Below are 11503 nucleotides of genomic sequence, written 5' to 3' on the forward strand. Positions count from 1 at the left end.
GACCCCGCAAGGGTCAGAGAGCGCGGCCAACCCCGCGACTTTCCAGCGCCTCGAGGGCCGTCTTGGCGTTCTGATGATGCGGATGCAAGGCGAGAACCTGCCGGAAGGCCTGTTCTGCGCGTCGCAGGTCACCGAATTCCTCGAGCATCACACCAAGCCCGAAGATCGCGTTGAACTGGCTGGGGTTGAGTGCGAGCGTCCGTTGCAGATCGTCGAGCGCGGGACCGTAGAGACCACGCTGGAAGTAGGCGGTCGCCCGCGCGTGGTAGCCCTCGGCGAAGTCCGGCGCATGGTCGGTCAGCGCCGTGAGGTGCTCGATGGCGGTCACCGGGTCTTCCTCCTCGAGCGCATCGCGTCCGCGTTCCAGCAACAGATCCATCGCCGCCGAGCCCGAGCGCGACCAGACGATCTCGAGGTCGCGCGCCGCGCGCAGCGCCTCCTGCTCCGGCGCCGATTGCAATATGCCCAGCAACTCGTCGACCCTTTCATCCGCCGCCAAAGGCAAGGAATTCAGGGCTAGCGCGAAAAGTGCCGCAACGATAGATTTGAGATTGAAGCTCGGGGTGCCCATAACACCTTTGAATGTAACAGTCCTTCGCGCCAAATCCAGACCGGGCGACGGACTCTCGACAAAAGGGCCCTCAGATGAGCGAAACCGTGAACCAAGCCGTAACGATCCTGAACGAAAAGCTGGCAGGCGCCGACATTGGCGGCACCGCCAAGTTCGATATCGAGGGCGAAGGCAGCGTGATGATGGACGATAGCGGCGCGCGGGCCGCCGACGAACCTGCGGACGTCACGCTGACGGCGGATTCCGAAACCTTCCAGTCGATCCTGAGCGGCGACACCAACCCGACCAGCGCTTTCATGACCGGCAAGCTCAAGGTCGACGGCGACATGGGTCTTGCGATGAAGCTGGCCTCGATCCTGGCCTGATGCGACTGACGCCGGCGCAGCTTTTCACCGATGTGCATCCCGGTCCGGCGAATGGTGCCGCACACTGGGTCGCCACACAGGACGGAAAGCGGGTCCGGCTTGGTCACTGGCTCCCCGAAGGTGCGGCACGGGGAACGGTCCTGCTGTTTCCGGGCCGCACCGAGTACATCGAGAAATACGGTGTCGTCGCGGGCGAATTGACCACCCGTGGTCATGCGGTTCTCACCATCGATTGGCGTGGCCAGGGACTGGCCGACCGGATGCTGGGCGATCCGCGCATCGGACACGTCGACCGGTTTCCGGACTACCAGAAGGATGTCGCGGCAATGGTTCATGCCGCGCGCGAACTCAACCTTCCCCGCCCTTTCTACCTGCTGGCACATTCGATGGGCGGAGCCATCGCGCTGCGCGCCGCGATGGAGGGGCTTGCCGTGCAGGCGGCGGTCTTCACGGGACCGATGTGGGGAATCCGGATCTCGCGCCACCTGCGCCCCATCGCCTGGAGCATGTCGCAGATCATGCCGCTCATCGGCCAGGGCAGCCGCGTCCCACCCGGCAGCAAGCTCGAACCCTACGTGCTTGCCGAGCCGTTCGAGGACAACATGCTGACCACGGACGAGGAAATGTACGACATGATGCGCGATCAGATCCGCGCACATCCCGAACTGGCGCTCGGCGGTCCCAGCTTCGTCTGGCTGCGCGAGGCCCTCGCCGAGACCGCGCATCTCGAACGGCGCCCCTCGCCGAACCTTCCGACCCACGTTTTTCTCGGCAGCAACGAACGCATCGTGCAGGTCAGCCGGATCCACGATCGGATGCAGCGCTGGAAGCAGGGCCGGCTCGAGGTCATCGACGGCGGCGAGCACGAGGTCCTGATGGAATCGCGCGAGATCACCCGGCCGCTCTATGACCGGATCGCCAGTTTCTTCGAGGGTCATCGCAACCGCTGATCGCTGGGCAAGGACCGTGCCGCGCCTAGATTGGCCGGTATGACGCGCCCTGCCCTGACATTCACCGACCGCGGGATCTATTGCGAAGCTGGTGACTTCTTCATCGACCCATGGCGCCCCGTCGACCGCGCCCTGATCACCCATGGCCACGCCGATCATGCCCGCGACGGACACGCGCATTATCTCGCAACCCACTCCGCTCTGCCGGTGATGCGGCACCGGCTGGGCGACATCACGGCCGAGGGCATCGCCTATGGTGAGGTTCGGACTATCGGCGCGGCGAAGGTCTCGTTCCATCCGGCCGGTCACGTCCCGGGCTCGGCGCAGATCCGGGTCGAGGTCGCGGGCGAGGTCTGGGTGGTCTCGGGCGACTACAAGGTGGACCCCGACGGGCTGTCTGAACCTTTCGAGCCGGTGACCTGCGATCACTTCATCACCGAATCGACCTTCGGCCTGCCGGTCTTTCGCTGGCGTCCGCAGGCCGAGGTCGCGGCCGAGATCAACGGCTGGTGGCGCGGCTGCGCCGAAGCCGGCAAGACCGCGATCCTCGGCGCCTACTCGCTGGGCAAGGCGCAACGCCTGCTGTCGATGCTCGAGCCCGGTATCGGCCCGATCCTGACCCACGGTGCGGTCGAGAACACCAATGCCGTGATGCGCGCCCAGGGAATCGCGCTGCCCGACACGGTGCAGGTGACGCCCGAGACCAATGCCAAGGATTTTCCCGGCGCGCTCGTGATGGCGCCACCTTCGGCGCTCGGCTCGGCCTGGGCGCGGCGCTTCGGCACCCGCGAAAGCGGTTTCGCCAGCGGCTGGATGCAGCTTCGCGGCATCCGGCGGCGCCGGGCCGGCGATCGTGGCTTCGTCGTCTCTGATCATGCCGACTGGGACGGCCTGCTGTGGGCGATCCGCGAGACCGGCGCGGAAAACATATATGTCACACACGGTTACACCGATATCTTTGCGCGATACCTCAACGAGAACGGCTGGAACGCCTCGGTCGTGCGCACCGAGTACGAGGGCGAAAGCCTTGAACCGGAGGCCGGCTGATGCAGCGTTTCGCCGCCCTTTTCACCGCCGTCGACCAGAGCACAAAGACCAACGTCAAGGTCGCGGCGCTTGCGGACTACTTCTCCGAAGCGCCGGAAAAGGATCGTATCTGGACCATCGCGCTTTTTTCGGGGCGCAGGCCGCGCCGGGCCGTGACCACGACGCGGCTTCGCGAGTGGGCGGCGGAAATGTCGGGGCTGCCGCTCTGGCTGGTCGAGGAAAGCTACGCCATCGTCGGCGATCTCGCCGAGACCATCGCCCTTGTCCTGCCGTCGGACGACGGGTCGAGCGATGACGGGCTGGCGCACTGGATCGAGGCGCTGCGCACGGTCTACGACCGGCCAGAACCGGAGAAGAAACAGTTCGTGCTCGACGCCTGGGCGCGGCTCGGCGGGACCGAGCGGCTGGTGTTCAACAAGCTCATCACCGGCGGTTTTCGCGTCGGCGTCAGCCAGAAGCTGATGACCCGCGCCCTGTCACGGGCGACCGGGCGCGACGAAGCCGAACTGGCGCATCGCCTAATGGGCAACTGGCAGCCCGACGACACCAGCTGGCACGGGCTGATCGAGGCCGAGTTCGCCGCCGCCGACGCCTCGCGGCCCTATCCCTTCTACCTCGCCTACGCGCTCGAAGACGGCCCCCAGGATATCGGCCCGCCCGAGGATTGGCGCGCGGAATGGAAATGGGACGGCATCCGCGGCCAGCTGATCCTGCGCGAAGGCCGTCACTTCGTGTGGTCACGCGGCGAGGAGTTGATGACCGACCGTTTCCCCGAGCTTGCCCGTGCGGTGGATTTCCTGCCCGAGGGCACCGTGCTCGACGGCGAGCTGCTGGTCTGGCAACCGGGCAGCGACGCCCCGGACAGCTTCAACGCCTTGCAGGCCCGGATCGGACGCAAGACCGTGCCGAAGAAGCTGCTGGCCGAGGCGCCGGTGGTGCTGCACGCCTACGATCTGCTGGAATGGCAGGGCGCGGACATCCGCGACACGCCTTTTGCGGAACGCCGCGCGCTGCTCGAGGCAGCCGTGTCGCCGCTACCCGGGGATGCGCCGGTGCGCCTGTCGCCACAGCTCGAATTCTCCGATTGGGATGACCTCGCCGCGCACCGCGCCGATGCGCGCGACGCGCGCGCAGAAGGCGTCATGCTTAAGCGCGCCGACAGCCCGTACCTTTCGGGCCGCAAGAAGGGCGATTGGTGGAAGTGGAAGCTGGACCCACTGACAATCGATGCGGTGATGATCTACGCGCAGTCCGGTTCAGGCCGGCGCGCCAACCTCTTCACCGACTTCACCTTCGCGGTCTGGAACGGCAACGACCTCGTGCCGTTTACCAAGGCCTACTCGGGCCTGACCGACGCGGAGTTCCGCCAGATCACGGCCTGGGTGCGGCGCAACACGCTTCAGCGGTTCGGACCGGTCCGGCAGGTGACGCCCGAACATGTGTTCGAGATTGCCTTCGAAGGCATCCAGAAAAGCACCCGTCACAAGTCCGGCGTCGCCCTGCGTTTTCCGCGCATGTCGCGCTGGCGCAAGGACAAGCCTTTGGCCGAGGCCAACACGCTCGACGATTTGCGCGACATGCTACGGATCTACGGCTAACCGTCGGATCCTGTGAACGGCCGAAACTCCAGCGGTTTCACTCTTTCGGCGCTTCTGCTTCCTCAGCGTCGGATGCCCCTGCATCGCCGCTTTCGCCTTGCGAACCGTCGCCGGTGCTTTCCGTTTCCGACTCCGCGCCTGCCTCTTCGGATTGTGCCGCATCAGCGTCCTCCGACGCCTCAGCGTCCGCACCGCTCGCGGCGGACTCGGTCTCGGACTGCGCCGCCGCGGCTTCGGTCGAATCGGCTTCGCCTTCCTCTTCAGTGGCCACGCAGTCCGAACCCAGGGCAACGCCTTCGTCCGCGATTCCCATCACGACCAGCGTGCAGTCGGTCTCGTCGAAGCTCACCGGGGCCGAACCGCCCGCGCCGAGGTTCATGCGTTCGCCGTTGACCGAAAGGGTCACGCCACCGCCGCTCGGATCGATCCGCGATATGAAGGCACGAACCTTGCCATCGGCGAAAATGGCGGTCTGGCCGACATTGAGCGGATCGCTCACGGTGACGTTTTCCGCGGTGGTCTTGTCGCCGGTGGTGGCCGAAGCGACGGCGGCGGCCGCGGCCTGCGCGCTGCGTTCAAGACCGGACGAGATGCGCAACATTGCATCGTCGAGGCTCGTCTTCTGTTCGTCCACCGCGTTCGAAATCGCCTCGGACAGGTTGTCCCGAAGTCCGGTCAGCCGCTCGCTCACCGCGCTCGAGACCTGTTCGGTCATCGAACCTGCGTCCGGAATCGACGCCTCGAGCGCCGCGATACGCTCGCCCAGCGCCGCGATGGCATCCTGATGTGAAGCGGTGGACTGTTCCGCGGCCTCCTGCACCGGCGCCAGTTGCTCGGCCACTGCATCGCCCACCTCGGTCTTGGTAAGGCCGCCCGCACTGAAGGCGAGACCCAGGAGAACGCCGATCAAAAGACCGCCGATCCCGTAGAGAAGCTGCTGTTGCGACATGACCTTAATTCCTCCGCCCATCGAAATTGATTTTGGACCATCTCCTCCAGATGGCCCGCCCAGCAATATTAGCCCGATCCGGCCACCGATCTACGGATTTTCGACGGAACCGCGCGAGACCGGACCATTTGCATGGCTTTTCGCGGCGTGGCGGTTGCCATCGTGGCATCCCCGACCCTATGTGAAGCAAAACGCCAAGAGGATCACATGCTCACACATCTCCCGCGCCCGCTTCGCGACGCAAACGCCGCCTCCGGCGACAGGAACCTCGGCGATCTGCCGGAATGGAATCTCGACGATCTCTATGCCGGCACCGACGCGCCCGAACTCAAGCGCGATCTCGACTGGCTCGAGGAGGCCTGCGCCAGCTTCGCTGCCGATTACGAGGGCAAGCTTGCCGATCTCGACGCCGCCGGCCTGCTCGACTGCGTGCTGCGCAACGAGAAGATCAACAACATTGCCGGGCGCATCATGTCCTTCGCCGGCCTGCGCTATTACCAGCAGACAACCGACGCCGAGCGCGCCAAGTTCATGGGCGACCTGCAGGAGAAAATTACCAACTTCACCACGCCGCTGGTGTTCTTCACGCTCGAGCTCAACCGCCTGCCGGACGATCATATCGAGAAGCTGTACGACAGGAACGCGGATCTCGCGCGCTACAAGCCGGTCTTCGACCGCATCCGCAAGATGAAGCCCTACCAGCTTTCGGACGAGCTGGAGAAGTTCCTGCACGATCTCGGCGTCGTCGGCGACGCCTGGGAGCGGCTGTTCGATGAAACCATCGCCGGCCTCACCTTCGAGGTCGACGGCGAGGAGCTGAACATCGAGGGCACGCTCAACCTGCTGACCGAGCAGGACCGCGACAAGCGCGAGGCGGCGGCGCGCGAACTGGCGACGGTGTTCGCCGAGAACATCAAGATCTTCGCGCGCGTCCACAATACGCAGGCCAAGGAGAAGGAGGTCATCGACCGCTGGCGCGGCATGGAGACCGCCCAGACCGGACGCCACCTCAGCAACGACGTCGAGCCGGAAGTGGTCGAGGCCCTGCGCAACGCCGTGGTCGCGGCCTACCCGAAACTCAGCCACCGCTACTACGAGCTCAAGCGCAAGTGGCTCGGGCTCGACAAGATGGAGGTCTGGGACCGCAACGCGCCGCTGCCGATGGAGGACAAGCGCATCGTGGCCTGGGACGAAGCCGAGCGCACGGTGATGGAGGCCTACAATGCATTCGATCCACGCATGGGCGAGATCGCCGAGCCGTTTTTCCGCAAGGGCTGGATCGACGCCGGTGTGAAGCCGGGCAAGGCGCCGGGTGCCTTCGCGCATCCCACGGTGACCAACGTGCACCCCTACGTCATGCTGAACTACCTCGGCAAACCGCGCGACGTGATGACGCTGGCGCACGAGCTGGGCCACGGTGTGCACCAGGTGCTGGCCGCGGGACAGGGCGAGATGCTGTCCTCGACACCGCTGACGCTGGCCGAGACCGCCAGCGTCTTCGGCGAGATGCTGACTTTCCGCAAGATGCTTGACGGTGCCGAGACGAAGGCCCACCGCAAGGTGATGCTGGCCGGCAAGGTCGAGGACATGATCAACACGGTCGTGCGCCAGATCGCCTTCTACGACTTCGAGTGCAAGCTGCATGAAGCCCGACGTGGCGGCGAGCTGACGCCCGATGACATCAACGCGCTCTGGATGTCGGTGCAGGCCGAGAGCCTCGGGCCGGCCTTCGAGTTCATGGACGGCTACGAGACCTTCTGGGCCTACATCCCGCATTTCGTGCATTCGCCCTTCTACGTCTACGCCTATGCCTTCGGCGACGGGCTGGTGAACGCGCTCTATGCCGTCTACGAGCAGGGCGAACCGGGCTTTGAGGACAAGTATTTCGAGATGCTGAAGGCCGGTGGCTCGAAGCACCACAAGGAGCTTCTGGCGCCCTTCGGCCTCGACGCCTCGGACCCCGCCTTCTGGGACAAGGGCCTGTCGATGATCTCGGGCTTCATTGACGAGCTCGAGGCGCTGGAAGACTGACGCCAAGCGGCGCGGCGTAGGCCGCGCCGCTTGGCAACCGCAGACCTGCCCTCAGTCCAGGTCTGTCCAGGGCCAAGGCTTCACGTTACTGGCGGCGGTCTGGTAACGCGCGGCCTTGGCCAGCCAGATCCCGAGGTCGGTGCCGAACTCGGCGAGCCTTTCGTTCGGTTCGCCGTTGTTGACCAGCAGGATCACGTACTGGATCACCGTCGCCACCGTCAGAACAGTCTGGGCGATGGAGATCATCAGCGCGATCAGGATGGTGTAGAGCAGCCGGTGCCAGCGCCCGTCGCGCTCGACCTCGGGCTGCTCGCCGTGCAGCCGACCGTCCAGTTTCTCGTCGTCCGTCACCCTTCTACCTCCGTCACAAATTCCGGTCGACCGGACCCGCGCACCCGCTTCACCCCCGCGCGGCGTCGAACGTCATGTCGATCATCCGTTGCGTGCCCTTGCTGAACTCCAGCGGGCAGGCATAGGGCGATCCCTCGCGCACCGCGCGGCCGAAGTTCTCGACCTGAAGCACGTACTGGTTCACGCCCGGAAAACGTTCGACCGTCACTTTCCTGTCGCCGGTATCGAGCCGAATCTCGGCCTGGTCGAAGACACCGGCATTGAACGGCGCGGTCAGCGTCAGCACGCCCTCTTCGCCGTGAAAGGCGATGTACTGGCGCGGATGAATCCGGATCGAAACGATGGCCGAATAGGTGAAGTCGGGGAAATCCGCTGACATCCGTACGAACGTGTCGATGTCGTTCTCGAAAGTAATGTCGGCATAAGGTACCGCGACCGGCTCCTGCCCGGACACGAAGCGCACAGAGCCGAAGGTATAGACGCCGATGTCGGGAAGCCCACCACCGCCGGCCTCGGCCTGGTTGCGGATGTTGCCCATGTCGCGGTTGTTGTAGGAGAACACGGTGTCGACGTGGCGCAGCTTGCCGATCGCGCCGGTCTGGACCAGTTCGCGGGCGCGGATGAACTGCGGGTGATGCACGATCATGTAGGCTTCGGCGGCGAGCAAACCCGACTTGTCGCGCGCTTCGATCACCGCGTCGAACGCGTCGGCCCTCATCGCCAAGGGCTTTTCGCAGAGCACATGCTTGCCGGCTTCAAGCGCCTTGATCGTCCACTCGATGTGCAGATGGTTCGGCAGCGGGATATAGACGCAATCGATGTCGGGGTCGGCCAGCAGGGCGTCGTAGCTGTCGTGGACGCGCAGGCCGGGCGCGAAGGCCTGAAACGGTTTCGCCTTGTCGGGCGACGATGTGGCAAGGGCGGCAAGCTCGGCGCCCTGTGCGGCGTGGATCGCCCGGCCCATGAAGGTGAGCGCGAAATTCGACGCGCCGAGAATGCCCCAACGTAGCGGTGTCATGCAGAAATCTCCCGATGTTTGCGCGCACACTAGCTGCGCGCACCGGGGCGCGAAACCCCGCGAGGAAAAATCCTGCCGAACCCGACAACCACGCCGTCCCGTCTCTGCGAGACAGCCCAGGCGATGGGAACCGTTCCCATCATGGCAAAAGGAAAACCCCGCGCCGTTGCCGGCACGGGGCGATGTCGGATGGACAACCCGAGCGGGATCAGGCCGCCGGCAGCATGCCCTTTTCCTTGGCCAGATCGCGCATGCGCTTCTGCAGCTTTTCGAAGGCGCGCACCTCGATCTGGCGGATGCGTTCGCGGCTGACGTCGTATTCCGAACTCAGATCCTCGAGCGTCACGGTCTGGTCGCTCAGGCGGCGCTGGGTCAGGATATCCTTTTCGCGGTCGTTGAGCACGCTCATCGCTTCGGCCAGCAACTCCCGGCGCGCCTCGAGCTCGTTCTGCTCTTCGTAATCGCCGGCCTGATCGGCGCCCTCGTCCTCGAGCCAGTCCTGCCACTGCATGCTGCCCTCGCCCTCGCTGCCGACGGTGGCATTGAGAGAGGCATCGCCGCCCGACAGTCGCCGGTTCATCGAGATCACCTCGTCCTCGGTCACGCCGAGATCGGTGGCGATCCTGGTGACGTTGTCGGGGTGCAGATCGCCCTCTTCCAGCGCACCGATGCGGCTTTTGGCCTTGCGGAGGTTGAAGAACAGCTTCTTCTGCCCCGAAGTGGTGCCGAGCTTCACCAGCGACCAGCTGCGCAGGATGTATTCCTGGATCGCGGCGCGAATCCACCACATCGCGTAGGTCGCGAGGCGAAAGCCCTTCTCGGGGTCGAAACGCTTGACCGCCTGCATCAGGCCGACATTGGCTTCCGAGATCACCTCGGCCTGCGGCAGACCGTAGCCGCGGTATCCCATCGCGATCTTGGCCGCGAGCCGAAGGTGCGACGTGACCATCTTGTGCGCGGCCTCGGTGTCCTGCTCCTCGACCCAGCGCTTTGCGAGCATGTATTCCTCTTCAGGCTCCAGAAGCGGAAACTTCCGGATTTCCTGCATGTACCTGTTCAGACCACCTTCCGGCGTCGGGGCCGGAAGGTTTGCGTAATTTGCCATTCATGGGCCTCCCGATGTTATAGGGCTTAACATGAAGATAGGAACTGAACTGAACGGTTCAAGACCTGTACTTGGCAATCCTTAACCAAAGGTTGATGGACCCGCCACGGCAAAGCCCGCACACGCCCTGTGCGTCACGCGCTTGTGCGAGGTGTTTCAATTGGCTCGGCCCGGCGGCCCTGGTCATTCGCCCCGCAGCGTTCCGATCAGGCTGGCCATGTCCGGCGGCAGCGGCGCCTCGAACCGCATTAGCTCGCGGCTCACGGGGTGACGGAAGCCCAGCACGGCGGCGTGCAGCGCCTGCCGCGGAAAATCTTGAGCGGCATCGACAGCCGCATCGGGCAGCGCCTTTTTGGGCACCCGCCTGCGTCCGCCGTAGGTCTGATCGCCGACCAGCGCATGCCCGGCGTGGGCCATGTGCACGCGGATCTGATGCGTCCGCCCGGTCTCGAGCCAGCATTCCAGCAATGCAAGCGCCGGCGGCTGGCCGAAGGTCTCCAACACACGCGCTCGGGTCACGGCGTGGCGCCCACCCTGAAAGGTCACCGCCTGCCGCTGTCGGTCGGTCTTGTGCCGCGCCAGTTGCGTCGTCAGCTTAAGCACGTTGCCAGCTTCGAAGGACGTGCCCCGAATGCCGCGCAGTCGCGGATCGGCCGCGTCGGGCACGCCGTGAACGAGGGCGTTGTAAATCCGGTCGACCGTGTGCGCCTCGAACTGGGCCGCCAGACCCTGGTGCGCGGCATCGGATTTCGCGGCGACCAGAAGGCCGGTGGTGTCCTTGTCGATGCGATGCACGATGCCAGGGCGTTTCATCCCGCCGACGCCCGACAAGGCGTCGCCGCAATGGTGCAGAAGCGCGTTGACCAGCGTGCCACCGGGGCTGCCCGGTGCGGGATGCACGACCATCCCGGCGGGCTTGTTGACCACGATCAGGTCGTCGTCCTCATGCACGACGTCGAGCGGAATCTCCTCGGGCAGGATGTGGCTGTCCTGCGGCTCGTCGACAAAGATGTCGATGCGGGCGCCCGCTTCGATGCGGGCCTTGGGGTCGGTCACTGCGGTACCGTCGACGCGCACCGCGCCATCCGCGATCAGCCGTCCGATCCGGGTTCGCGAGAGCGCCGCGAAGTCTGGCACATCGCGGGCCAGCGCCTTATCAAGTCGGGGCGGCGGCGCGGCGCCGATGGTGAAATTGATGTAACGAAGCGACATGGATGATCCCGAACAACCGGCAGAGCCGGCAAACCTGCGATTCCTGCGGCGTCTGGTGACCGTGCTCACCGCCGTCATGATAGCAGGTGTTCTACTGATAATTGTATTGATTGTCATCCGGTTAACGGACGACAGCCCACAATTGCCCGAGACCATCGACCTGCCCGGCAACGCCCGGGCCATTGCCGTCACGCAAGGCCCGGACTGGTACGCGGTGGTCACCGACGGTGACGAGATCCTGATCTTCGACCGCCTCACGGGGCGGCTGCGTCAGACCGTCGAGGTCATTTCGGAATAGGCACCGGC

Annotated in this window: 12 protein-coding genes; 6 read left to right on the forward strand and 6 right to left on the reverse strand. The window is 65.0% G+C overall.

Going from position 1 to position 11503, the window contains the following annotated elements; genetic code table 11:
* Positions 1-13 precede the first annotated feature (13 nt).
* The gene (locus R5H30_RS03245; protein WP_318326569.1) at positions 14-571 is read right to left on the reverse strand and encodes a tetratricopeptide repeat protein; all 558 of its coding nucleotides are present in this window, start codon (positions 569-571) and stop codon (positions 14-16) included.
* A 74-nt stretch (positions 572-645) separates the two neighbouring features.
* Here R5H30_RS03245 and R5H30_RS03250 point away from each other — a divergent pair, with 74 nt between their 5' ends.
* From R5H30_RS03250 to R5H30_RS03265, 4 genes are read left to right on the forward strand one after another with little or no spacing between them, the layout of a single operon-like run.
* Positions 646-936 carry an SCP2 sterol-binding domain-containing protein gene (locus R5H30_RS03250; protein ID WP_318326570.1) on the forward strand — a complete coding sequence of 97 codons (291 nt, stop codon included), beginning with the start codon at positions 646-648 and terminating at the stop codon, positions 934-936.
* On the forward strand, positions 936-1886 hold the full coding sequence (locus tag R5H30_RS03255; RefSeq protein WP_318326571.1) for an alpha/beta fold hydrolase: 951 nt from the start codon (positions 936-938) through the stop codon (positions 1884-1886). Before R5H30_RS03250 ends, R5H30_RS03255 begins: the two co-directional genes overlap by 1 nt.
* 39 nt (positions 1887-1925) lie before the next feature.
* The gene (locus tag R5H30_RS03260) at positions 1926-2933 is read left to right on the forward strand and encodes a ligase-associated DNA damage response exonuclease (RefSeq protein ID WP_318326572.1); all 1008 of its coding nucleotides are present in this window, start codon (positions 1926-1928) and stop codon (positions 2931-2933) included.
* Positions 2933-4531 carry an ATP-dependent DNA ligase gene (locus tag R5H30_RS03265; protein ID WP_318326573.1) on the forward strand — a complete coding sequence of 533 codons (1599 nt, stop codon included), beginning with the start codon at positions 2933-2935 and terminating at the stop codon, positions 4529-4531. The genes R5H30_RS03260 and R5H30_RS03265 overlap by 1 nt, the downstream gene beginning before the upstream one ends.
* A 37-nt stretch (positions 4532-4568) precedes the next feature.
* On the opposite strand, the gene R5H30_RS03270 is transcribed toward R5H30_RS03265, so the two are convergent.
* Complete coding sequence (locus R5H30_RS03270; protein WP_318326574.1) at positions 4569-5480, reverse strand: hypothetical protein; 912 nt, start codon at positions 5478-5480, stop codon at positions 4569-4571.
* A 207-nt stretch (positions 5481-5687) separates the two neighbouring features.
* On the opposite strand from R5H30_RS03270, the gene R5H30_RS03275 reads away from it, so the two are divergent.
* Positions 5688-7511, forward strand: coding sequence for a M3 family oligoendopeptidase (locus R5H30_RS03275; RefSeq protein ID WP_318326575.1), 1824 nt, complete (start codon positions 5688-5690; stop codon positions 7509-7511).
* Positions 7512-7562: 51 nt separating this feature from the next.
* Here R5H30_RS03275 and R5H30_RS03280 read toward each other — a convergent pair whose 3' ends face one another.
* From R5H30_RS03280 to R5H30_RS03295, 4 genes are all read right to left on the reverse strand, one after another.
* A complete protein-coding gene (locus R5H30_RS03280) occupies positions 7563-7862 on the reverse strand; it encodes a DUF4389 domain-containing protein (RefSeq protein WP_318326576.1) in 300 nt (99 codons plus the stop codon).
* A 49-nt stretch (positions 7863-7911) separates the two neighbouring features.
* Entirely contained in the window at positions 7912-8880 is a 969-nt protein-coding gene (locus R5H30_RS03285; RefSeq protein ID WP_318326577.1) for a Gfo/Idh/MocA family protein, read from the reverse strand.
* Between the two features lie 208 nt (positions 8881-9088).
* The gene (gene rpoH, locus R5H30_RS03290) at positions 9089-9985 is read right to left on the reverse strand and encodes an RNA polymerase sigma factor RpoH (RefSeq protein WP_318326578.1); all 897 of its coding nucleotides are present in this window, start codon (positions 9983-9985) and stop codon (positions 9089-9091) included.
* Between the two features lie 183 nt (positions 9986-10168).
* Entirely contained in the window at positions 10169-11197 is a 1029-nt protein-coding gene (locus R5H30_RS03295) for an RluA family pseudouridine synthase (RefSeq protein WP_318326579.1), read from the reverse strand.
* Between R5H30_RS03295 and R5H30_RS03300 the strand changes: the two genes are divergently transcribed.
* A complete protein-coding gene (locus R5H30_RS03300; protein ID WP_318326580.1) occupies positions 11196-11495 on the forward strand; it encodes a DUF6476 family protein in 300 nt (99 codons plus the stop codon). The genes R5H30_RS03295 and R5H30_RS03300 overlap by 2 nt on opposite strands.
* Positions 11496-11503 lie beyond the last annotated feature (8 nt).

The sequence above is a fragment of the Roseobacter sp. FCG-D35 genome, from assembly GCF_033436665.1.
In the GTDB taxonomy this organism is placed as follows: domain Bacteria; phylum Pseudomonadota; class Alphaproteobacteria; order Rhodobacterales; family Rhodobacteraceae; genus JAWQFO01.

Coding starts and splice junctions, on each gene's coding strand:
- R5H30_RS03245 (WP_318326569.1), bottom strand. CDS start 571: ATGGGCACCCCGAGCTTCAATCTCAAATCTATCGTTGCGGCACTTTTC.
- R5H30_RS03250 (WP_318326570.1), top strand. CDS start 646: ATGAGCGAAACCGTGAACCAAGCCGTAACGATCCTGAACGAAAAGCTG.
- R5H30_RS03255 (WP_318326571.1), top strand. CDS start 936: ATGCGACTGACGCCGGCGCAGCTTTTCACCGATGTGCATCCCGGTCCG.
- R5H30_RS03260 (WP_318326572.1), top strand. CDS start 1,926: ATGACGCGCCCTGCCCTGACATTCACCGACCGCGGGATCTATTGCGAA.
- R5H30_RS03265 (WP_318326573.1), top strand. CDS start 2,933: ATGCAGCGTTTCGCCGCCCTTTTCACCGCCGTCGACCAGAGCACAAAG.
- R5H30_RS03270 (WP_318326574.1), bottom strand. CDS start 5,480: ATGTCGCAACAGCAGCTTCTCTACGGGATCGGCGGTCTTTTGATCGGC.
- R5H30_RS03275 (WP_318326575.1), top strand. CDS start 5,688: ATGCTCACACATCTCCCGCGCCCGCTTCGCGACGCAAACGCCGCCTCC.
- R5H30_RS03285 (WP_318326577.1), bottom strand. CDS start 8,880: ATGACACCGCTACGTTGGGGCATTCTCGGCGCGTCGAATTTCGCGCTC.
- rpoH (WP_318326578.1), bottom strand. CDS start 9,985: ATGGCAAATTACGCAAACCTTCCGGCCCCGACGCCGGAAGGTGGTCTG.
- R5H30_RS03300 (WP_318326580.1), top strand. CDS start 11,196: ATGGATGATCCCGAACAACCGGCAGAGCCGGCAAACCTGCGATTCCTG.
- R5H30_RS03295 (WP_318326579.1), bottom strand. CDS start 11,197: ATGTCGCTTCGTTACATCAATTTCACCATCGGCGCCGCGCCGCCGCCC.